Here is a 19,693-nt window from a genome sequence, read left to right as displayed (position 1 = left end):
GACATTAATGTTTCTAATGATGACTTATAGTACCCTGCCACTGCTTCCAGATAGGCATGTTGTGTTTGGGTAACGTAAGCAACTTTTCAGCACAGCTGTTTCCGCATACGAATATTGGTCATGGCATAGCCCATCTTCTGATAAAGATAGACGGCTGTCTCGTTGTGTGCAAACACATGAAGGGCCAGCCTTTCCGCACCAAGCTCTCTTGCTTTTTCATCAAGCGTTTGAAGCGCCAATTGAGCAAGTCCTTTTCCGCGAAAGGCTTCATACAATCCAAAGGAATAGATAAACGCTTCCTTTTGCGGATGAAACGGATCAGCATACAGCCAGAGCCAGCCCATTCTTTCCCCTTGGTCATTTGTGATGTTCCAAAAATAATGATTGCTGCTGTCTCGCCCATTCGGAATCATGTTCTCATATGCCTGCTCCGATTTCTCAAATGCCTCTTTTTCCGTCCAAGTTCCTGACGTTGTGTTTTGTTTCGCATAATTTTGCACGGACATCCCGCGAAAGGTTTCGAACTCTTCCTCAGTCATGTCTTCCAAAGTGAATGCCATCCTGTATTCCTCCTTTATAAAAAAAGCCCAGCTGATGCCGGACGAATAATGCAGAAATGGATCTCTATTTTAATGATTCAGTTAATTCCTGGACTTTCTATTATTCGATAAGAAAAGGAGATTTCCTGCAAATGGGCTTGTTCTTAAACATTAGTGTAAAGCTTACGTGTAACTCCCCATGATGATCATGATAGAAACAATCAAACAGATCATCGCTGGTATCGTCATGATGACCGATTGTCTTGCTCGAAACATATGCGCATGAATGGCTCCCGTCATGAGAACGACAAACAGAACACCTGCTCCAATCGCTGCATACCGATTCCAAATTCCCGCTGTCATAGCAAGTGCCCCGGCTATTTCAAGAATGCCGGTAACAGTCAGAAACCATAATGGATATTGATAATGCCGCCAATGCTCAACTTGAAAGGGAACACGGCTTACCTTTATGATGCCTCCCGCGAGCATAAAAGCTGCCAAACTGACTTTCAAAATAATAGATATCATCTTACCTCATTCCCTTTCGGAAGCATCCCGTATATTAAAAGATTCACAACCTCTGCTGCGAGGCTTGCCGGATCTTTGATTCCGGTTAACAAAAATGAATCGGTTAAATGTTCAATCATGCCGACCAAACACTCAGCGACAGTTTCCATATCCAGTTCAGAGTGAAAATAGCCAAGCCGCTGTTCTGCTTCTAAGTTCTCTTTCAAAACCATCGCCAAGTCTTTTTTCATTTGTTTTGCTTCCGGGTTGAGAAAAAAGCCGATCTTGGTTAAATCCTTGTCCTCAGCCAAAAATTGAAAAACAATCTCTACAGCTAGCAGTACCCGTTTTGACACATCCTCCGTGTTTAATCCGTTTTCCAGAAGAAGTGACTCTGTCAGCTTTCTGACTCGAGAGTGAAAATCGGTTATTAACTCGGCAAAGATGGCTTCTTTGCTTTGAAAGTACAGATAAAATGAAGGCTGCGTGAACCCAGCTTTTTTCACAATTTCACTTACCTTCGCGTCATGGAATCCCCGAACCGAAAATTCATTAGCGGCAACTTTGAGTAACCGTTTCCGGCTTTCTTCTCCTTTACGTCCTTTTTTACTTTTCAACGAGGACCACCCCCAAAAATAATACTCGAAAGTAATGTTACTCACGAGTATTATTTCATGGCATTAGCTTCATTGTCAATGATTTCAAACTGATCCTGTTTGCCAGCTTCTGAATCAATTCATTGATTACTATGTCAATGGCTTTTCATTCACTGATAGGTATTTGCCAAATAGATTGACATTCAGGCTGTGACAAACTTTATTCTTTTTTTCTAACAAGCATCACTCCGGGGCCAGATAGAGTTTTGCCCGCAAATGCAAGGAACAATTGGGTGCAGCGGCGCATAATGTACTGTACAGAAAGATGGAAGGGTGTGATGGGATGCCGTCTACAGTAATCAACCTATATTATTTGAAGATCAACAGTATTTCGGGCAATGGTTCAATTACAATAGGCGAAGCTGCTTATAACAGCCCTACCAACAATCAAAAATCTCAAGGAACCAACTCTTCTTTCGGTGATACATCACCTACAGAATCTGTAATGGAAAACTTCTTAAACGATCCTGATGTAAATGACCAGACATCTATCGGCAACTCTGATACATCCAACGTTAATGCTCCTCCGATTGCACCACCGCCAATTTTAGATTAAAGGGGTTTCGTCTATGCCATATCAAATTAACATCGCAAATATTAAGATCAACGGCGTCACGCAAAACGGAAATATAGATGTCGGCCCGACTGTGCACAACAGCCATACTGCGAACAGCAAATATTTTGGAGCAAACTTTTCCTTAGGGGATCTTTCGCCTACGTCTTCACTTTTGAACACTGGAAATATTGATTCAGACGTTAGTGACCAAGACCAAATCGGAAACCCTTCTGCGCCTATTGCAAATCAAATTTAAGGAGAATCTCATATGGATTTCGAAAAAATTCGAAAGTGGCTTGAGATTACGAATGAATATAAACAAAGTGACTTTTGGACAAATGTGCTCAAATATAAAGCCCCGGAACATTTTTTTGATTCCGAAGCTTCTACATTTGTTTACGACTTTTATCAAGATGAAGAATATAATTTTATCATTGTGGAAATGCCCGGTGTGTATGAGGAAGAATTAACGATCCGTTTACTATCTAAAACCCAGCTGTTGATCAAAGGGACGATCACGCCTGTTTTTCCTGCCGAAATGGAAGTGCTGCGTGAACGGTATTACGGCGAAATTGAGCGAACCATTCAGCTTCCCGAAGCCACTGAATCTCATTTATTACAATTTCAGCTGTTAAACGGACTTCTGCACATTTCGTACCCAAGACAAGTCGAAACCATCCCGTTCGAAAAAGGGCTTTAAGATTGTTCCTTTCATTCCTTATCCACAGGGGCTGATATATAGTCTTTATATTGATCCACATAAATATCCCCATTACCCAGCAGCACTGCGTACACGGTCTCTTTCACCTTTATGTCCCTTTTTCGCAATTCTTCCAAAAGCCAAGATTCCGTCAAACGATTCTGCTTTAAATTATTCTCAATGATTTCTCCGTCCATAATAAGCTCTATCGGAAGCCTGTGTTCTTGGTTTACCGCAATCATTAAATCCTGTTTGGTCACATGCCGGAATTGCGGTTTTCTTAACACAGTCAGCTGACCATTCGTTTCAAGAATGGCAAAAAGAACTTCTTCGATATTAAATATTTCTTTTTCCCGCAATTGCTGATTTAAATAATCGAGTGTGTAACGCATTTTCCTCATATTTGATTCAAGTATCTTCCCGTTTTGAATCAGCACTGTTGGATCTCCGGCAAAAAATTTCCTCAGCTTCCTGTTCTTTATCGACAGAAACGAAATTAGAAAAATAGTTAACACAAAAATACTAAACGAAATGGCCATATTGTGCGGTTTTATTGAAGTATTGTAAGCTAATCCACCGGCAATCGCCCCTAGTGTGATCGCCGCAATAAAATCAAAAATCGTCATTTGAGAGATTGTCTGTTTGCCTAAAATTCGTTCTGCGATTAACAGCAAGCCAAAGCTGGCAACCGTTCTAATGACAACTTCAAGTTCAATCATGTTATGGCGCTCCCCGCTTCCCAGATTGTTTCGGCCAAAAACTCCTGCTGCTATCATTGTTTGGCTTACTATATCCATCTATACCAAAAATATTGTTCGGTTCAGGACAGAATGAACCGACTGCCTTTCGGATATATTAAATTGCGATTGGCCGGAAGAAAAGCCAATCCCATGACAAATCTAATTCATCATTGGTCAGGTGGTAGCATGAATTTCACTTGGGAATCTCTAGTTCTCATTGTAGCCGGAGTCATTTTGCTAAGAATTTCAGGAAGAAAATCAATCGCACAAATGACTTCAACTCAAACGGTTGTCATGATTTCGATCGGAACTATTATCGTTCAGCCAATCATCGAGTATAGCCTCTTCAAAACATTAATTGCGGCGGCAATTTTCACAATCACACTCATCGTTATGGAATGGATCCAAATGAGATCGAACTTCATTGAAAAGATGTTAACCGGAAAAGCAAAAATTGTTATTGAAAACGGTCAGCTTCATATCGAAAACCTGAAGAAGATTAGACTTACAGCTGATCAGCTTGAAATGCAGCTACGGCTTCACGGCGTTACGGCTATACAAGATGTCAAAATTGCGACATTAGAAGCAAACGGGCAATTAGGAATAGAATTAACCGATGACGCCAAGCCTTTAACAGTCAGGGATCTGAAAAAACTCATTCACCCGGATTTCATAAATAAGGACGGACAAGCCCATTTGTCTAGCAATCAGAATATTTTTGATGAAATTGGCAAAAAGAATAAAAAAAACATCCCTAAAAAACTGCATTAACAAAAGGCACTTGGAGAATTTTGAAGGTTTTTGTCTCTCACTGAATGTTTTTGCCGTTTTGTTTAAGCAATTGCTGCTCACACACCATATTGTATAAACAGTCATAACAGAGAGGAGAGATGAATGATGAAATTCCCAGTTTATATTCATTCGATATCCGGAAACAGCGTTTTTAATAACGGTTTTGCATTTTCCATCAGCCCTTTCTCTGTTTCTAAAGAGACAGATGGTTCCGGAGGGAATAATACAGGTTTGGTTTTTGAATCCAATGCTTTAAGCCAAACAAGCTCCGCCAATCAAGCCCTACATGTTACAAATGCGGTCCAAGAACTGCTTTCCAAGCTTTTAGCATAAACATAAGAAATTAACACTTCATGAGGTGCCGTATGGCTTTTCCAATTATTCACACAAACTTTTGGGATGCTGTGATAGCTGTTCCAATCATCATATTGATAACCCAAATCCTCAAAATATTATTGAAAATCCCCAAAACTTTTGTACCGTCAGTTGCCTTAATAACAGGCCTTGTCATTTCTGTTTTCATAAGCCATCGACACAGCCTCTTTTCTGGCGTATTTATGGGCTGGTTTTATGGCTACGCTGCTATAGGCTCCTACTCATCATTAAAAACGACCATCTTATCCTTTAGGCAAACGAAAAACGATACATCAAATTCATAGATGACATATAACGATCTGCCGCCTCTTTATCAGGCGGCTTTATTTCTGCTGATAGGTTGATCATCTTCAAAAGAGATGCTCATTCACTCGCTATTATTTTTACCATTATGTTGATGCAATGATATAAAAACGCAATATCATAGAAGTAAATAGACTGCCAGCGTCCTCTATGACATCTACTTCTGAATGAAAGGAGCTTGAAACATGCGATCTCAAATCAACATCTCAAATCTCACGATAAATGGAATGACACAAAACGCCAATACAGATATCGGACAAAACTTGCAAAACAGCCATACTGCGAACAGCAAAAATTACGGAGTCAATTTCACATTAGGAGATTACTCTCCTTCTAATTCAATTATTATTTCAGCAAGTTGTGATAATGATACAAGTGATCAAGGACAGGTTGATAACCCTTCTTCACCTAGTGAAGAATAAATTGGTGCAAAAAAAAGAACTCATTTGAGTTCTTTTTTTCTTATTTCTTTATTCGCCTTCATATAATCGATAAACCCTTTTCAGCTTTTGTTCAAGCTGGTCAAAATGAACAAAACGGGCTTCTCTTAGAAACTCAGTCCCATCAATGAACAAAAGAAGCACAGGAACGGTGAAAACTGAAAATCTGCCGGCGACCTCTGCTACATCGTCAGCATTGATATGCCCCAATTTGATGTTTGGAAACTGATCCAATACTATTCTGAGCTGGGGCAGAACTGCGTGACATACTGTACAGGCAGGCCTTGATATATAAATAAAACTGAATTTGTGCTGTTTGATAAAGTTTTCTATAGAAACTAATGAATGTAATTCTGTCATCTCTTTCATCCATTTACTCCTTCAAATAGGTCTGTTTTTCATGACCAAGCTCATCAATACGTATCATTCACTATACTGATTTATATTTATGATATCCGCTTTTTTGCTTTGCAGAGTACCTGCAAGCTTGCCGAAAATATCAAAATAAAAGAACAGTTACTGACACAAGCAGCAACTGTTCTTACATACTTTCTTATTAAAAATGCAAAGCGTAAGATCCTGAACCGATGAGTGCAGCCCCTATGGAAACTGCAATGAGCACCAGGTTATATTCAAAACCTCCCGCGCCATTCGCAAAACCTTTCGCTCCATGGACTTTTACGATGGCACCTAACATAATGATCGTTATGATAGCAGCTCCAAGCGGGAGGAATACGCCTAAAATAAATAGAATTCCGCTTACTAACTCCCCAAGACCTGATAGAGCGGCCGCAACGTTTCCTGGTTTCACCCCAATTGATTCGAACCATTGTCCGGTTCCTTTAATCCCGTATCCGCCAAACCAGCCGAATAATTTTTGTGTGCCATAAAACAAAAACACCACACCAATCATTATACGAATAAGCAACAGTCCTGCATCTTCCATTTGTATCTCTCCTCATCTTTGATTTCATCTGATTATGTGCTGACAGTACCATCCAGCAATCATCAATTGAATATATGTTTCTTTATTTTTTATGTGTCAAATCAATCTAACTCTCTTACTTCAAACGGCAGCAGCCCTTGTTCAATTTGTGTGCGATGCGGTTCATATTGCACAGGCAGCATCAGTTTTTCGCCCATTGTATCCTGTGTTTCATCATGTGAAAAGCCCGGGGGATCAGTTGCGATTTCAAACAGGATTTCCCCATGTTCCCTGAAGTAAATGGCATTAAAATAGTTTCTATCCCGAACAGGAGTTACACCATATCCATGGGAAGCAATATATCTTTGCCAATCTAACTGATCTTCATCATCGTTAGCCCGCCAAGCAATGTGATGCACCGTTCCGGCCCCCATTTGCCCGCGGCCAATAGGCGTTAACTTAAGGTCAATCACATTTCCGATATCACCGGCGGAACGATAACGAACGAAGTCCCCTTCTTTGCCGACTCGCTCCAGCCCCATGATGTTTTCTAAAAGGTCAGCGGTTTTGTCAGGCTGCGCTGATAATAGGGTTGCACCCCCAAAACCTTTAATGGCAACATCGGGCGTTACTTCTCCGAAAGTCCACGTATTAGCCTCTCCTTCTTCTCTTTCCACGATTTCTAAGTGCAGTCCATGAGGATCATCAAATTCTACATATTGTTCCCCAAAGCGCTCGATTTTGGTGTATGGAACGTTGAACTTTTCTAGTCTCTTTTCCCAAAATGCCATAGCCCCTTTCGGCACAACATACGAAGTCACACCAACTTGACCGTCTCCAATGACGCCTTGGCGGGCTCCGGCCCACGGAAAGAAGGTAATGATTGTTCCCGGCTTCCCGCCTTCATTCCCAAAATAAAGATGATACGTACCTGGGTCATCAAAATTGACAGTTTGCTTGACCAAACGAAGCCCAAGCACTCCTGCGTAGAAATCTGTGTTCTCTTGAGGGTGACCGACAATCGCTGTAATATGATGAATTCCCATCGTTTTTTTAACCATTTTTATCCGCTCCTTTTACATATACTCAACAAACTCATTCACAGGCTTCCGGTAGCCGCGCGGTCTTCTGCTCTCTATTTTTTCTTTTCCAATCGTAATCATCATGACAACCTCAAATTGGTCGTCTATGTTCAAAATCCGTTTTACGGCTTCCGCATCAAAGCCGATCATCGGGCAGGTATCCCAGCCTTTTTCCTTAGCACTCAGCATAAACATCATCGCAGAAAGTGAAGCATTCCTTATCGCCTCATCTCTCTTAAATTGTTCTCCCCTGTTTTCATAAAACGAAACAGTGTCGTGCACCATGTGGTCATACTCTTGCTTATTTAATATCCCCAATACCTTAAAACCTTCATAGATATCGGACGCTTGTTGATATGCCTGCTTATCCCCTAATACCAAGAGAACCGCAGATGAGCTAACCACTTTATACTGTCCGTTTGCGGCCTGCTTCAGCTTTTCTTTTACGTCCTGGTCAAGAACCGTCACATATTTTGTATGCTGCAAATTAAAAGCCGATGGCGCCAATGCAACCAATTCAAACATTTCATTGAGGTCTTCTTTTGTGATTGGATGACCTGAAAGAAAATTGCTTGCAGATCGTCTTTCATTGACTAACTGTATAAATTCAGCCATTATGATACACTCCCTTTTATCTCGAATTCGAGATATTATATTATAAAAAATCCATATTGAATATTGTGTAAAAGAAATGACAACGATTGAACACTTAGAGTTGCGCTTGATCGCTGATCTTTTCAATCGAATGTCTCGAATTAAAATATCTTGAATATGAGATAATAATAAAATACAGATCTTCTCATGTCAATAGGTTTTTGAAAATTAGGTGGAAATTTTTCACTGACGGCAGCATTTTAATAGCGAATCATCACTGTTGTTACATAAGAACTCATTTGTTTGCTTTATGACCTTTTAGCACAGCTCCAACTTTTTTTCTGTCACCTTATTTATTAGTAAACAGGAAACAACGTTGCTATAGACCCACTCGAAATTGAATTGGTATGATAAGCAAAGTGATTACACAGGAAAAGATACGGAGAGCGTATATAGAGCACTCCTATTTTTTTTGTGCAGTTTTATAGGAGGAAAAAATGGCAAGTGAAAGAGAACAAATAAGCAGAAAAGTTGCTTTGATTGCATTGATCGCCAATCTGATCTTAATGGCAGGAAAGGTCTTTTTTGGGCTGGTAGGCGATAGTGAAGCCGTGTTTGCAGACGGAATACATTCCGCGGCAGATGTCGTTGCTTCGATTGCAGTCTTGGCAGTGATCGGCATTTCCAATAAACCGCCCGATCAAGACCATCCTTTTGGTCACGGAAAAGCTGAAGTCATTAGTGAGGCGATTGTAGGAATTATCTTAGTGATCGTATCCGTTTATATCCTCATAGAAGCGATTCTGTCCTTTGTTAAAGGGCCAAGCGTTCCCCAATACAGCGCATTGTTTGCGGCTCTGATTTCGTACGTGGCTAAGGAAATCTTATATCGTTATTCTATAAAGCAAGGGGAAAAATGGAACAGCAAAGCAATTATAGCGATTGCGTACGATCACAAAGGCGATATCGTTGCCTCTCTTGCCGCTTTTATCGGCGTCCTGTTGGCTATCATCGGAAACACCCGCGGATGGCCCTATCTGTTGTACGCCGATGCCATTGCCAGTGCAATCGTTGCTTACCTCATTTTTAAGATTTCAATGGAATTAATCAGGCCGTCTGTTGATGTGCTCATGGAAAAGAGTGTTGATCCCGAGCTGATAGAGGAATATAAAGCTGTTATTTTTCAATGTGATCAAGTAAAACGAATTGATAGAATCCGCGCGCGAGAACATGGCCACTATAAATTGCTTGATGTCCGTTTATCCTTGGATCATGATTTGACAATTAAGCAGGGACACGACATCGCCCGCGAAATTCGAAATGAAATCAAAAGACAGTTTTCAGATGTAGAAGAAGTGCTCATCCATGTAAATCCTTATTTCGAAGAATGAAAAGCTCCTTTTTAGAAGGAGTTTTTTCTTTATGCTGCAAACTTTACCTTTAGAACTCGCCGTACTATATAATGTGGATGTATATAATCATAGGGACAGAAAGGTTGTTAGAATGAAGGAATTTTTTTCGATTGGAGAAGTGTCAAAGTTATTCAATGTGAAAATCTCTGCTCTTCGGTATTATGATGAAATCGGCCTTTTGAAACCGGAATATAAAGATGAGCAAACGAACTATAGATATTATTCTACCCAACAGTTTGAGCGGCTGGATACCATCAAGTATTTGAGGGCCCTAGGCCTGCCAATCAATAAGCTTCTTGATTTTTATAACTCTCAAAATACAAACACTCTTCTTCATTTACTAAAAAGCCAGCAGGTTGAAATTGATCGCAAGAAGAAAGAATTGGAACGCATTGAACGAAAGATCTCCCGACGCATCACACATATAGAAGATGCCGTTAACATGCCGTTACATCAAATTTCAAAAATCAAACTTCCCGCAATGCGTGTGGCTTACTTGCAGCATGAATATGTTCTCGGCCATGATATCGAACATTCGTTAGCTGAATTGAGAACCCACCTGAACGTAAACGAAGATATATTCATAGGCAAGATCGGTTTATCCATTTCTGCAGCAAATGTGAAAGCAAAACAGTTTGACAAATATTCCAGTATATTTATGATTCTTGAAGATGAAAATGAAAAAACTTCTTCAGAAGTCATCTTTCCTTCAAGAGAATATCTGCAAATTAGGTTTAAAGGGTCACATCCAGAAGCCGAACCATACTACAAAAAATTACTGGCATATATGAAAGAACATCATTATGAGGTAGCAGGGGACTCAATCGAAATCACACTCATTGATTATGGCATTACGAATAACCTAGATAATTATGTGACTGAAATCCTGCTGCCCATCAAATAATCTCATAAATATGTTTTGATCTCCCTTGACTCTCTACTCACTAGAGGGTTTATTTTTTATGCAGGAATGATTTTTGGAGGAGAAAGCTTATGTTTGGAACGATTTTTAACACAGTGATGATCATTGCAGGAAGCATAATCGGGGGGATATTCAAAAAAGGCATTAAAGATGAATACCAGGATATTTTGATGCAGGCAATGGGATTCGCTGCGGTCGCACTGGGGATCAACGCCATTACACAGCATTTGCCTGATAGTAAATATCCCATTCTATTCATCGTGAGTTTAGCCATTGGAGGTTTGCTAGGCCAGATCATCAATTTAGAATTACGATTCAACAAGCTGGTGAACAAATTTTCTAAAAGCAATTTAGCAGAGGGCTTATCAACTGCGGTCTTATTATTTTGTATCGGTTCGCTGTCAATATTGGGCCCTGTTGAAGCCGCTTTGCATGGAGATTATACATACCTCCTGACAAACGGGATGTTAGATGGGATCACCTCTATTGTGCTCGCTTCAACTTTTGGTTTTGGAATAGCGGCTGCTGCCATTGTATTATTTGCCTGGCAGGGCTCCATTTATTTATTTGCTAAAGTAATGGAGAGCGCAATCAATACAGACCTTATTAATGAAATCACAATTGTGGGAGGCATACTCATCCTCAGTTCAGGTCTAAGCATTCTTGGAATCAAGAAGTTCAAAACACTGAATCTGCTGCCTTCCCTCTTGATCCCTCCTGTTGTGATTTTTGTGATTCATGCATTTGGATTGCGGTTTTAATGCTATTACTTTAACTGTTAAAAAAAAGCAGATCATAAAAGATCTGCTTTTTCTATTACATGATTTGTTTCTTTTGTTCATGATCTATTTCTGGCTGTATTTCCTTTGTCAGTTGATGCCCTTCTATATCCACATTCGGAATCATCTTGTCCAGCCATTTCGGCAAATACCAGGCTGCATTCCCCATCAGCTTCATGACACTTGGAATCAGTGTCATTCTTACAATAAAGGCATCAAAGAGTACACCAAAGGAAAGAGCCAGCCCATTGGCTTTAATAGAAGCTTCGCCGGCAAAGATAAATCCTGCAAACACGAAGATCATGATCAAGCCGGCTGCGGTAACAACAGGACCACTGTGTTTTAATCCAGCCTGAATGGCTTGTACTGGATTCTTAGTTTTTACATATTCTTCACGCATTCTGCTGACAAGAAATACTTGATAATCCATGGCTAATCCGAACAGAATTCCAATAGATAAAATCGGCAGGAAGGCGAGTATCGGCCCTTTTTCAGGTATTTTGAAAAAGTCGATGAGATTCCCGTCTTGTAAGACAAATACACAGATTCCAAGAGTGGCTGTCATCGTCAACATGAAACCTGCAACAGCAACAAGCGGCACAAGCAGCGAACGGAAAACGATGGTCAGCAATACAAACGCAAAGCCAACAATAAGTACAGCAAACACCGGTATCGCATCATTCAGGCGATCTGAAATGTCAATATTCACTGCAGTCGATCCAGTAACAAGCAAATCTACTCCGTTTTTATCTGACAAACTGCGTACATCGTGTACCAAATCTTTTGTTGTGACATCATTTGGACCTGTTTCCGGAACGACCGTAATGATGGCAAAGTTCCCTTCTTTATTAGGCATTGCAGGGGTGACACTTGCTACATGGTCTAAGCCCTTTATTTCTTTCACTGCATCTGCGAAAGCCTCCGCCTTATTTTCTGCAGCATTTGTGGCATCCGCTACGATTGTTAATTGGCCATTAAATCCTTCTCCAAAGCCTTCGGCAAGCAAGTCATATGCCCGGCGATCCGGATTATCCTTAGCTTTCATCCCAGCATCAGGCAAGCCCAGTTCCAAATGCATAGATGGGATACTAATGACGATCAAAATCAGAATGCTGCATACACTTAGCATGATAGGATTTTTGGTGACAAAGCGTCCCCAGACATTTGTTTCAGTGCTTTGTTTTTCTATTTTCTTGTTTGATTTCGGAATCATCCGCTTCCCTGCAATCGATAAGACCGCAGGCACAAGTGTGATGGAAGCCAAGACAGCCATCAGTACACTAAGCCCTGCTGTCAGCCCCATCGCAGACATAAAGGGAATGTTAACAACAGTCAATCCGCAAAGTGCAACGATAACAGTAAGTCCGGCAAAAACGACTGCGCTTCCCGCTGTTCCCACGGCTCTCGCAATTGATTCATTCTTTTGTATGCCTTCGCCTAAAAACTGGCGGTGTTTCATAAAAATAAATAAAGCATAATCAATACCAACAGCAAGGCCAATCATTCCGGCTAATGAAAGACTGACGGAAGCAATATCAAATACTTGTGTCCCAATCAAAACCAGTCCAATACTTACACCTAGACCAATCAGTGCAGTTAAAATCGGCAAACCTGCTATTAATAAAGAACCGAATGTAATGGCTAAAACGACAAAAGCCAAGATAATGCCGACAATTTCAGAGACACCGCCTATCTCCATCTCGGCTCCCGGTACATCTCCGCTTAGCTCAGTTTGCAATCCTTCATCACCAGCCATTTTCAAACTGTCTTTTAAGTGTTTGATAGAGTAATCCTTTATATCATCTGCTGATGATTTATACTTGATATCAGCATAGGCAACTGTGCCATCTTTCGCGATTGTCCCTGTCACAAAAGGACTTGCAATCGAGTCAACAGAATCATCTTTACTGATCTCTTTAAACGTATCTTCTATTGCTTTTTTTGCTGATTTCCCGGTAAGTTTCTCCCCATCACCAGCACCGAAAATAACCCGTATGCTCCCTTTATCAGGACCGTGAGGAAATTCTTTCTGAATCACATCCATCGCTTTTTCCGAAGGTGTGTCGGGTATGGACATATCCTCAGAAAAACTTGGTTTCAAGGTGACTGCAAGGCCTATCGCAGCAACTAACACAACGATCCACGCACAAATTGCTTTTATGCGATTGCGAGCAACCCATCCTCCTAATGTATATAACATTTTTGACATGATAATCTCCTTTCAACACATTGCTTGATCACATTCTTTCTCATTGTAGTTGACAATGAAATGAAAAAAACGTACATTCGGGCATGTACGTTTGGGCAATTTTCAAATATCCAGTTTAGTTGTCTATTGTCAGAATACCTTTTTGCATGGCAATCGTTACTGCCTCAGTTCTTGAATTCGCGCCTAATTTATTGTAAATGGACGTTAATCTGGACTTTACTGTTCGCTCAGAGACGCCCAAATCAAAGGCAATCGCTTTGCTTTTAAGACCTTTAGCAATTGCTTTTAGAACAATGACTTCCTTTTCTGTCAGCTGCGTCTCATTGCGCTGCTTTTTCATCCGCTCAAATTGGATTTCTTGCAGACGTTTGAGGATATCAGGCTGCAACAGCACATTCCCTCTGATCGCTGCATCCATTGTGTGAAAAAGGGTTTCTGAACTCGTATCCTTTAACAGATATCCTTTCGCCCCTAATTCAATCCCTTCGATCATTAAGTGATCTTCATTATATGTAGTCAAAATAATGATGGGGGTATCGTGTTTTTCTTTTATTTGTTTAATGGCCTCTAACCCGCTCATCTCCGGCATATACAAATCCATCAGAATGATATCCGGTTCTAATTCATCTGCAAGACGGACTGCGACTTTTCCATTTTCCGCCTCTCCTATAATGGTGAATTGATCATTCGTTTCAATTAAAAGCTTCAGACCTTCCCTCACGACAAGATGGTCATCAACGATTAAAACCTTATTCATCTTGCATCTCTCCCTGAATTGGTACAGTGATCTCAATTTGTGTTCCTTTCAATTTTGTACTCTTGATATTAAATTGGCCATTTATTGCCCTGACGCGTTCTTGTATGCCAAGAAGCCCATAATGTCCTCTCTTTTTCTTTCCTTTTTCAACATCAAATCCCTTGCCGTTATCCTTAACTGTTAAATGGAGCCTTCCCTTTTCATCATCCCAAATGGATATCCAGATTGTTTTCGCCTCAGCATGCTTTGCCGCATTCGTCATGCATTCTCCAATGATGTAATAACAGTTTTCAGCTGTACGCACATCCAGCACCTGATGCAATCTGTAATCTAATAAACAAGCCATGCCTGTCGACTCTATAAAATGATCCATTAGCGAGGTAATTCTTTCTTTTAAAACACCGATTTCTTCTGATTTGCTGCGGAGATCGTCAATAGCTGAACGTGCATCAGCTAATGTGCTTTTCACTCTTTTCATCGATTGTTGTATGATTTCCTTCGCTCTCTCTGTGTTGCCTTTAGCGAGATGAACATGAATCGCATCCAGCTGCATATTTAAACTGACAAGACCTTGAGCAAGCGTATCGTGTAAGTCTCGGGCCATCCGCTGTCTTTCGTTCTGCAGCGTCAGCTGTTCTACCTGCTGATGAGCCAGCTCCAGCCTTTCAAGAGTCAATTGAGCTTTTATTTTTTCATCCACTTGGGCAAAAAATGTTGCGGCATAAGTGATGATGACAATCATGATCGGCGCAGCAATAACAATAAAATGCAAAACTTCACCTTTATGAAGGTGATACGCCGAATTTATGACCAGCAGCAGCAATAGATAAAGAATGAGAAAAGTCCTTCTTCTGTCTGCCATTCCTATAATTTGTCCAATTAAAAATGCATAAAGGCCGATAATGACAAGTATAAAGAAGCCAGTCATGAGATTAGCAAGTGTAAAGGTGATCAAACCTTGTATCACAAAATACAGAACCACCCTTTTCTTAACCCAGCGATATGAATGCCAATGAAGCAAAGCAAAAATGGCGATTAATATGGTAAACGCATAAAGCAATAAAATGGACCAGCCCCCAGAAACAAATTGCAGCACGATAGAGGCTATATAGATCATGAGAATAAAAGCCAGGCCCGGCACTCTGAGTGCAAGCATGTTTAATGCCCGCCTATCATGTGAGTAATATTTATCTTTGAAAGGATTCCTTATAAGCAAACCTTATCCACTTCCTTTACCTGTTTCACCGAATAGAGATTCATGAAAATCGAACCCATATTTCAACGTGCAAACATACATGTATCCAATCATTTTATAGGAAGAGAAGGAACGCAACAATATCAGGTGCAGGGAAACATTAGAGTTTCCAACAAGTGATCATTGCCCAAACGTACATGAACGTTCTGCCTCTATGTACGTTTTATCTTTTCAAATTTTCCTTTAAAATCATAAGGAACTTACTATTCATTGAAGGAATGATCATCATTGAAATCGATTGATCTCACCATTTTATCATTAAAAAGAAAAGGAATCCGGACCGAAAAGGTATTAAAAAATCAGAACCCTGATCGATTAAGCCATATGACAGACAAAAATGCGCAACCAAAAAGCAAGGAAAAAGAGGAATAAACATGTATTGGTTTCTAGGTGCTTTATTATATTTTCTGATCGGTACTTATATATTCATTGGAGTCACTAAAGACAGCCAATCAGGCTCATGGAGACTGCTTGCATTAGCAGCTCCACTCATCATTGCTGGCTACCCTTATTTTTATTCAAAGAAGCTTCTTTCCAAAAGACAATGAAACAGCTGTCATTCAAACCGCACATTGGTAAAATGATCAATACCGGGATACAATCTAGGTATTCTATGGAAAGGAGTCTTGCCTTATGAGTCAAAGAGTGTCCTACTATGAGATTGCACCTGAAGGTATGAAAATCATGATGGATATGGAGAAATACACGAAACAATCTTCAATTAACCGAACGACGAGAGAGCTAATTAAAATCAGAGTCTCTCAAATAAACGGCTGTGCTTTCTGCTTAGATATGCATACTTCTGATGCCCGCAAAATGGGCGAAACTGAACAGCGAATTTACTGTTTACATGCTTGGAATGAATGTGATTTTTACACACCTGAAGAGAAAGCGGCTCTCGAACTATCTGAACACATCACGCTCATCCCATCTAAAAGGGTTCCTGATGAGCTATATCATCGGGTGCGGGAACATTATGATGAGAAACAATATGTTGACCTTGTTCTGATCATTAATCAAATAAACAGTTGGAACCGCATCTCTATTGCAATGGGGAATCGAGCTGCTTCAAAATAAGAAGAAGGAGTAAGATTAGAACAAATCTTACTCCTCCTCCTGGATATCGTGCCTTCGCTTCAACATCCTAAATCTTCACGTTTAGGTGCTTTTCAAACGCGATTTTCCCGCTTTGTGTAATCCTAATCGCTCTCGTTTTAGGCATACGAACGATCCATTCTTCTTCTAACATGCGCACCAATAGGGCGTTTCCTAATGCTCCTGCAATATGATGCTGCCGTTCACTCCAATCCAAACAGCAGCGGGCAAAAGCTCTCCTCTTATTCCGTTGTTGTTCTTCATTGATGCCTAACTTCGAAAAGAATAAAGCACCCTCTGAAGTCACCTCAAAGTTTAAATCAACTTTTTTTAACATCCCCTGCTCAACTAGTGAATGTGCTATTTGCACGCCCACATAACCTGCCAAATGATCATAACAGGTACGGGCGAAATGCAAGTCCTTTTTCTCTTTTGACTCTTTTAAAGATTTGACTTTTGCTTCAGGCGCAATATGAAGCAATTGTTCGATCACATTTGCAGCATCTGAGTCAGCCAATCTGTAATACCGATGTCTCCCATGCTTCTCTACGCTAATCAGCTTTGCTTCAAGCAATTTATTCAGGTGAAAACTTGCAGTTTGAGGTTTAATGTTAGCGAGATATGCAAGCTCTCCCGCAGGGTGTATCCTTCCATCCATCAGACTGAGAAGAATGGAAGAACGCGAGGGATCTGATAGCAACGAAGAGATTTTTGCAATATTAGGATGCATGATTTTCCTCCTTACATTCATATTTCGATGATAGTTGAAATGTTAATCCTTTACAATATAAATGTAAGCGTGACAAGGAGGAAAAAACGTTGGACATCAAAAAACAAGACACTCGTCGATTTAAGGAAATCAAACCCAAGATCATGTATTATGGTACCTCGACATTTCTTCTAACCACATTGAATGAGGATGGAACCACTAATATTAGTCCTATGTCTTCTTCTTGGGCTCTTGGACATTATATAATCCTTGGAGTAGGACTGGGAGGAAAAGCCATCGACAATTTGGAAAGACACAAAGAGTGTGTCATAAACTTGCCTGGCCCGGAATTATGGGAAAACATTGAAAGAATTTCATCTTATAGCGGAAAAAAGAGTATACCGCCTTTAAAGAAGCAGCTCGGATTTACATATAAAAAAGAAAAATACGAGGCAGCAGGGTTAACGCCTTTACAATCAAAAACAGTATCACCAACACGAATTAAAGAATGCCCTATCCAAATCGAAGCCGAAGTGAAACACATTCGGCTTCCAGAATATGAATCGTCATTCGCAATTGTAGAGACGCAGGCACTACATTTTCATGCCGAGGAAAGTATCATTCTGGACGAAAACCATATCAACCCTTCCAAATGGAGCCCGCTTATCTATAATTTCAGACACTACTTTGGTTTAGGAAGAGAAGTCGGAAAGACTTTTCGTTCAGAGACATGATCATTTTAAGACCAAGCTAAGACTTGGTCTATTTTAATAATAGATAAAAGCACACGTCATTGTCATGCTGTCATCATGCTATAATTGAAAAAATTGTAATGACTGGAGCGTGCGGCCTCGATGGAATTATCTTTTCTACCTAAAAACACATTTATAGACCCTAATGAACATAATGCAAATGAAGTAAAAAGCTTAGTCGATCAATTAGCCGGATTAGTTATTGAACATTCGAGTCATGCTGCAAAGCGAGACACACTGCCTGCTGTGGAGTCCTTTGATTATAGTGATATACCCGAGACTGGTATAGAAATTGAAAATATCTTGGTAAACCTGCAGGGTATCATCAAAAACTCAATGAATCCTCAAAACCCAAGATATATGGGCCATATGGATTCAATCCCCACTCTCATTTCATGCTTGGGTGACTTCATAAGCAGTTCCCTTAATAACAATATGCTAAGCCTTGAGATGTCCCCTGTTTTTTCAAAAATGGAAGCACAGTTACTCAAAACCATTGCCCGTATGTTTGGATATGATGATAAGTCAGGAGGAGTGATGACAAGCGGCGGAAGTCTCGCTAATCTGCATGCACTTACAGTAGCAAGAAATCATCAATTAAATGTGAAAAAGACAGGTATCTTCGGACTTTCTGGACATCCTGTCATCTTTGTTTCAGACGTCAGCCATACCTCCCTGCACAAAGCAGCTATGATCCTAGGTTTAGGTACCTCCAGTATCATTCCGGTAAAAAGCAACAATCTGGCCCGCATGGATATTCATGATTTAGAAACAAAAATTCATCGTGCAAAGAGTGAAGGCCACATTCCATTTGCTGTTGTCGCAACTGCCGGAACAACTGTGACAGGAAGCATAGATCCAATTTTGCCAATTGCCAGAATCACAAAGGAAAACGGACTGTGGCTGCATGTAGATGCAGCATATGGCGGCGCTTTAATTTTTTCTGAAAAGTATCGTGATAAACTGAGTGGTATAGAAATGGCTGATTCCATTACTTTTAATCCGCAAAAGTGGATGTACATTACAAAGACCTGTGCAATGACTCTTTTTAAAAATCGTGAAATACTTGAAACTGATTTCCGTATATCTGCCCCTTATATGAATGAAACTGATTTTATTAATCTGGGTGAATTAGGTGTTCAAGGCACGCGGCATGCTGATATTTTAAAATTATATTTATCACTTCAACACATTGGAACAAAAGGATACAATCAGTTGATAAATAAAAGTTTTGCACTAAACAAAGAATGTATAGAACAAGTGAAGCAGCGGCCTTTTCTTGAGCTTTATTGTGAGCCAGATACAAACATCTGCTGTTTCCGAGGTATACCGGATGAGATTGAAAATAATCAGTGGGATGACTGGAACCTAAAACTGCAGCAGCACTTATTAAAGAAAGAAAATGTATTCTTGTCTTTGCCGGAATTTAAAGGAAATCGATGGCTCCGGGCAGTGCTGCTGAATCCATTCATCACAGGTACGCTTATACAGGAACTGTTTAGGGAAATCGATCAATTTCATGATGAATATAAACAAATGAAGTGATTAAACTCATCAGATCAAGCGGATATTGGGCTTGGTCTCTTTTTTAGAA

The 19,693-nt window shown here is 40.2% G+C and carries 27 protein-coding genes; 15 read left to right on the top strand and 12 right to left on the bottom strand.

Annotated features, from left to right (window positions below):
• Positions 1-86: 86 nt before the first annotated feature.
• The 3 genes from NYE56_RS02730 to NYE56_RS02720 all read right to left on the bottom strand — a co-directional run bounded on the left by NYE56_RS02730 (position 87) and on the right by NYE56_RS02720 (position 1,663).
• Positions 87-560: a GNAT family N-acetyltransferase gene (locus NYE56_RS02730; RefSeq protein WP_341283424.1), complete on the bottom strand. Its 474-nt coding sequence runs from the start codon at positions 558-560 to the stop codon at positions 87-89.
• Positions 561-722: 162 nt separating this feature from the next.
• Positions 723-1,067 carry a DoxX family protein gene (locus NYE56_RS02725; RefSeq protein WP_341283423.1) on the bottom strand — a complete coding sequence of 115 codons (345 nt, stop codon included), beginning with the start codon at positions 1,065-1,067 and terminating at the stop codon, positions 723-725.
• Positions 1,064-1,663: a TetR/AcrR family transcriptional regulator gene (locus tag NYE56_RS02720; protein ID WP_341283422.1), complete on the bottom strand. Its 600-nt coding sequence runs from the start codon at positions 1,661-1,663 to the stop codon at positions 1,064-1,066. The genes NYE56_RS02725 and NYE56_RS02720 overlap by 4 nt, the downstream gene beginning before the upstream one ends.
• Before the next feature lie 322 nt (positions 1,664-1,985).
• On the opposite strand from NYE56_RS02720, the gene NYE56_RS02715 reads away from it, so the two are divergent.
• The 3 genes from NYE56_RS02715 to cotP are packed head-to-tail and all read left to right on the top strand — an operon-like array spanning position 1,986 to position 2,958.
• A complete protein-coding gene (locus NYE56_RS02715; RefSeq protein ID WP_003243854.1) occupies positions 1,986-2,258 on the top strand; it encodes a spore germination protein in 273 nt (90 codons plus the stop codon).
• 13 nt (positions 2,259-2,271) lie between these two features.
• Entirely contained in the window at positions 2,272-2,514 is a 243-nt protein-coding gene (locus tag NYE56_RS02710) for a spore germination protein (protein ID WP_014478992.1), read from the top strand.
• A 12-nt stretch (positions 2,515-2,526) separates the two neighbouring features.
• Positions 2,527-2,958, top strand: coding sequence for a spore coat protein CotP (gene cotP / locus NYE56_RS02705; protein WP_268554685.1), 432 nt, complete (start codon positions 2,527-2,529; stop codon positions 2,956-2,958).
• A gap of 11 nt (positions 2,959-2,969) precedes the next feature.
• On the opposite strand, the gene NYE56_RS02700 is transcribed toward cotP, so the two are convergent.
• Positions 2,970-3,677, bottom strand: a complete 708-nt coding sequence (locus tag NYE56_RS02700) for a DUF421 domain-containing protein (protein WP_341283421.1) — start codon at positions 3,675-3,677, stop codon at positions 2,970-2,972.
• A 207-nt stretch (positions 3,678-3,884) separates the two neighbouring features.
• Between NYE56_RS02700 and NYE56_RS02695 the strand changes: the two genes are divergently transcribed.
• The 4 genes from NYE56_RS02695 to NYE56_RS02680 all read left to right on the top strand — a co-directional run bounded on the left by NYE56_RS02695 (position 3,885) and on the right by NYE56_RS02680 (position 5,590).
• Entirely contained in the window at positions 3,885-4,469 is a 585-nt protein-coding gene (locus NYE56_RS02695; RefSeq protein WP_341283420.1) for a DUF421 domain-containing protein, read from the top strand.
• A 123-nt stretch (positions 4,470-4,592) separates the two neighbouring features.
• Positions 4,593-4,823: a spore germination protein gene (locus tag NYE56_RS02690; protein ID WP_038827548.1), complete on the top strand. Its 231-nt coding sequence runs from the start codon at positions 4,593-4,595 to the stop codon at positions 4,821-4,823.
• Positions 4,824-4,855: 32 nt separating this feature from the next.
• Positions 4,856-5,149 (top strand): hypothetical protein, encoded by a 294-nt coding sequence (locus NYE56_RS02685; protein WP_009969672.1) that lies wholly within the window; start codon positions 4,856-4,858, stop codon positions 5,147-5,149.
• A 204-nt stretch (positions 5,150-5,353) separates the two neighbouring features.
• On the top strand, positions 5,354-5,590 hold the full coding sequence (locus tag NYE56_RS02680; RefSeq protein ID WP_015482867.1) for a spore germination protein: 237 nt from the start codon (positions 5,354-5,356) through the stop codon (positions 5,588-5,590).
• A gap of 48 nt (positions 5,591-5,638) precedes the next feature.
• Here NYE56_RS02680 and NYE56_RS02675 read toward each other — a convergent pair whose 3' ends face one another.
• The 4 genes from NYE56_RS02675 to NYE56_RS02660 form a co-directional block, all read right to left on the bottom strand.
• On the bottom strand, positions 5,639-5,977 hold the full coding sequence (locus NYE56_RS02675; RefSeq protein WP_341283419.1) for a thioredoxin family protein: 339 nt from the start codon (positions 5,975-5,977) through the stop codon (positions 5,639-5,641).
• Positions 5,978-6,164: 187 nt separating this feature from the next.
• Positions 6,165-6,554: a DoxX family protein gene (locus NYE56_RS02670; protein ID WP_341283418.1), complete on the bottom strand. Its 390-nt coding sequence runs from the start codon at positions 6,552-6,554 to the stop codon at positions 6,165-6,167.
• A 101-nt stretch (positions 6,555-6,655) separates the two neighbouring features.
• Positions 6,656-7,594, bottom strand: a complete 939-nt coding sequence (locus NYE56_RS02665) for a ring-cleaving dioxygenase (RefSeq protein ID WP_341283417.1) — start codon at positions 7,592-7,594, stop codon at positions 6,656-6,658.
• Positions 7,595-7,609: 15 nt separating this feature from the next.
• Positions 7,610-8,230, bottom strand: a complete 621-nt coding sequence (locus NYE56_RS02660; protein WP_341283416.1) for a nitroreductase family protein — start codon at positions 8,228-8,230, stop codon at positions 7,610-7,612.
• A gap of 476 nt (positions 8,231-8,706) precedes the next feature.
• On the opposite strand from NYE56_RS02660, the gene mneP reads away from it, so the two are divergent.
• The 3 genes from mneP (at position 8,707) to NYE56_RS02645 (ending at position 11,304) form a co-directional block, all read left to right on the top strand.
• Complete coding sequence (gene mneP, locus NYE56_RS02655) at positions 8,707-9,600, top strand: manganese transporter MneP (protein ID WP_014478979.1); 894 nt, start codon at positions 8,707-8,709, stop codon at positions 9,598-9,600.
• Positions 9,601-9,712: 112 nt separating this feature from the next.
• Positions 9,713-10,525 (top strand): MerR family transcriptional regulator, encoded by an 813-nt coding sequence (locus NYE56_RS02650; RefSeq protein WP_341284377.1) that lies wholly within the window; start codon positions 9,713-9,715, stop codon positions 10,523-10,525.
• Positions 10,526-10,614: 89 nt separating this feature from the next.
• Positions 10,615-11,304 carry a DUF554 domain-containing protein gene (locus tag NYE56_RS02645; protein ID WP_015252719.1) on the top strand — a complete coding sequence of 230 codons (690 nt, stop codon included), beginning with the start codon at positions 10,615-10,617 and terminating at the stop codon, positions 11,302-11,304.
• 55 nt (positions 11,305-11,359) lie between these two features.
• On the opposite strand, the gene NYE56_RS02640 is transcribed toward NYE56_RS02645, so the two are convergent.
• The 3 genes from NYE56_RS02640 to ydfH all read right to left on the bottom strand — a co-directional run bounded on the left by NYE56_RS02640 (position 11,360) and on the right by ydfH (position 15,504).
• A complete protein-coding gene (locus NYE56_RS02640; protein ID WP_341283415.1) occupies positions 11,360-13,531 on the bottom strand; it encodes an MMPL family transporter in 2,172 nt (723 codons plus the stop codon).
• Between the two features lie 115 nt (positions 13,532-13,646).
• On the bottom strand, positions 13,647-14,288 hold the full coding sequence (gene ydfI / locus NYE56_RS02635; RefSeq protein WP_326214160.1) for a two-component system response regulator YdfI: 642 nt from the start codon (positions 14,286-14,288) through the stop codon (positions 13,647-13,649).
• Positions 14,281-15,504: a two-component system sensor histidine kinase YdfH gene (gene ydfH, locus NYE56_RS02630; RefSeq protein ID WP_123374402.1), complete on the bottom strand. Its 1,224-nt coding sequence runs from the start codon at positions 15,502-15,504 to the stop codon at positions 14,281-14,283. Before ydfH ends, ydfI begins: the two co-directional genes overlap by 8 nt.
• Before the next feature lie 267 nt (positions 15,505-15,771).
• Here ydfH and NYE56_RS02625 point away from each other — a divergent pair, with 267 nt between their 5' ends.
• The 3 genes from NYE56_RS02625 to NYE56_RS02615 all read left to right on the top strand — a co-directional run bounded on the left by NYE56_RS02625 (position 15,772) and on the right by NYE56_RS02615 (position 16,620).
• Positions 15,772-15,915, top strand: coding sequence for a hypothetical protein (locus NYE56_RS02625; protein ID WP_003243880.1), 144 nt, complete (start codon positions 15,772-15,774; stop codon positions 15,913-15,915).
• The gene (locus NYE56_RS02620) at positions 15,912-16,091 is read left to right on the top strand and encodes a hypothetical protein (protein ID WP_080030634.1); all 180 of its coding nucleotides are present in this window, start codon (positions 15,912-15,914) and stop codon (positions 16,089-16,091) included. The genes NYE56_RS02625 and NYE56_RS02620 overlap by 4 nt, the downstream gene beginning before the upstream one ends.
• Before the next feature lie 85 nt (positions 16,092-16,176).
• Positions 16,177-16,620 carry a carboxymuconolactone decarboxylase family protein gene (locus NYE56_RS02615; protein ID WP_100506834.1) on the top strand — a complete coding sequence of 148 codons (444 nt, stop codon included), beginning with the start codon at positions 16,177-16,179 and terminating at the stop codon, positions 16,618-16,620.
• 67 nt (positions 16,621-16,687) lie between these two features.
• Here NYE56_RS02615 and NYE56_RS02610 read toward each other — a convergent pair whose 3' ends face one another.
• The gene (locus NYE56_RS02610; protein WP_217003192.1) at positions 16,688-17,368 is read right to left on the bottom strand and encodes an ArsR/SmtB family transcription factor; all 681 of its coding nucleotides are present in this window, start codon (positions 17,366-17,368) and stop codon (positions 16,688-16,690) included.
• Positions 17,369-17,457: 89 nt separating this feature from the next.
• Between NYE56_RS02610 and NYE56_RS02605 the strand changes: the two genes are divergently transcribed.
• Both NYE56_RS02605 and NYE56_RS02600 read left to right on the top strand, forming a co-directional pair.
• Entirely contained in the window at positions 17,458-18,081 is a 624-nt protein-coding gene (locus NYE56_RS02605) for a flavin reductase family protein (protein ID WP_029725823.1), read from the top strand.
• 120 nt (positions 18,082-18,201) lie between these two features.
• Positions 18,202-19,644, top strand: coding sequence for a pyridoxal phosphate-dependent decarboxylase family protein (locus NYE56_RS02600; protein ID WP_268554676.1), 1,443 nt, complete (start codon positions 18,202-18,204; stop codon positions 19,642-19,644).
• The last annotated feature ends 49 nt before the right edge of the window (positions 19,645-19,693 follow it).

Source organism: Bacillus sp. FSL R5-0603, assembly GCF_038050295.1.
Taxonomy (GTDB): domain Bacteria; phylum Bacillota; class Bacilli; order Bacillales; family Bacillaceae; genus Bacillus; species Bacillus subtilis.
The sequence above is the reverse complement of the archived record's forward strand: the minus strand, read 5'-3'. Positions and strand labels throughout refer to the sequence as shown.

Excerpts from the sequence above, each read along its gene's own strand:
- NYE56_RS02730 (WP_341283424.1), bottom strand. The coding sequence starts at position 560 with ATGGCATTCACTTTGGAAGACATGACTGAGGAAGAGTTCGAAACCTTT.
- NYE56_RS02725 (WP_341283423.1), bottom strand. The coding sequence starts at position 1,067 with ATGATATCTATTATTTTGAAAGTCAGTTTGGCAGCTTTTATGCTCGCG.
- NYE56_RS02715 (WP_003243854.1), top strand. The coding sequence starts at position 1,986 with ATGCCGTCTACAGTAATCAACCTATATTATTTGAAGATCAACAGTATT.
- NYE56_RS02710 (WP_014478992.1), top strand. The coding sequence starts at position 2,272 with ATGCCATATCAAATTAACATCGCAAATATTAAGATCAACGGCGTCACG.
- cotP (WP_268554685.1), top strand. The coding sequence starts at position 2,527 with ATGGATTTCGAAAAAATTCGAAAGTGGCTTGAGATTACGAATGAATAT.
- NYE56_RS02700 (WP_341283421.1), bottom strand. The coding sequence starts at position 3,677 with ATGATTGAACTTGAAGTTGTCATTAGAACGGTTGCCAGCTTTGGCTTG.
- NYE56_RS02695 (WP_341283420.1), top strand. The coding sequence starts at position 3,885 with ATGAATTTCACTTGGGAATCTCTAGTTCTCATTGTAGCCGGAGTCATT.
- NYE56_RS02690 (WP_038827548.1), top strand. The coding sequence starts at position 4,593 with ATGATGAAATTCCCAGTTTATATTCATTCGATATCCGGAAACAGCGTT.
- NYE56_RS02685 (WP_009969672.1), top strand. The coding sequence starts at position 4,856 with ATGGCTTTTCCAATTATTCACACAAACTTTTGGGATGCTGTGATAGCT.
- NYE56_RS02680 (WP_015482867.1), top strand. The coding sequence starts at position 5,354 with ATGCGATCTCAAATCAACATCTCAAATCTCACGATAAATGGAATGACA.
- NYE56_RS02675 (WP_341283419.1), bottom strand. The coding sequence starts at position 5,977 with ATGAAAGAGATGACAGAATTACATTCATTAGTTTCTATAGAAAACTTT.
- NYE56_RS02670 (WP_341283418.1), bottom strand. The coding sequence starts at position 6,554 with ATGGAAGATGCAGGACTGTTGCTTATTCGTATAATGATTGGTGTGGTG.
- NYE56_RS02665 (WP_341283417.1), bottom strand. The coding sequence starts at position 7,594 with ATGGTTAAAAAAACGATGGGAATTCATCATATTACAGCGATTGTCGGT.
- NYE56_RS02660 (WP_341283416.1), bottom strand. The coding sequence starts at position 8,230 with ATGGCTGAATTTATACAGTTAGTCAATGAAAGACGATCTGCAAGCAAT.
- mneP (WP_014478979.1), top strand. The coding sequence starts at position 8,707 with ATGGCAAGTGAAAGAGAACAAATAAGCAGAAAAGTTGCTTTGATTGCA.
- NYE56_RS02650 (WP_341284377.1), top strand. The coding sequence starts at position 9,713 with ATGAAGGAATTTTTTTCGATTGGAGAAGTGTCAAAGTTATTCAATGTG.
- NYE56_RS02645 (WP_015252719.1), top strand. The coding sequence starts at position 10,615 with ATGTTTGGAACGATTTTTAACACAGTGATGATCATTGCAGGAAGCATA.
- NYE56_RS02640 (WP_341283415.1), bottom strand. The coding sequence starts at position 13,531 with ATGTCAAAAATGTTATATACATTAGGAGGATGGGTTGCTCGCAATCGC.
- ydfI (WP_326214160.1), bottom strand. The coding sequence starts at position 14,288 with ATGAATAAGGTTTTAATCGTTGATGACCATCTTGTCGTGAGGGAAGGT.
- NYE56_RS02615 (WP_100506834.1), top strand. The coding sequence starts at position 16,177 with ATGAGTCAAAGAGTGTCCTACTATGAGATTGCACCTGAAGGTATGAAA.
- NYE56_RS02610 (WP_217003192.1), bottom strand. The coding sequence starts at position 17,368 with ATGCATCCTAATATTGCAAAAATCTCTTCGTTGCTATCAGATCCCTCG.
- NYE56_RS02600 (WP_268554676.1), top strand. The coding sequence starts at position 18,202 with ATGGAATTATCTTTTCTACCTAAAAACACATTTATAGACCCTAATGAA.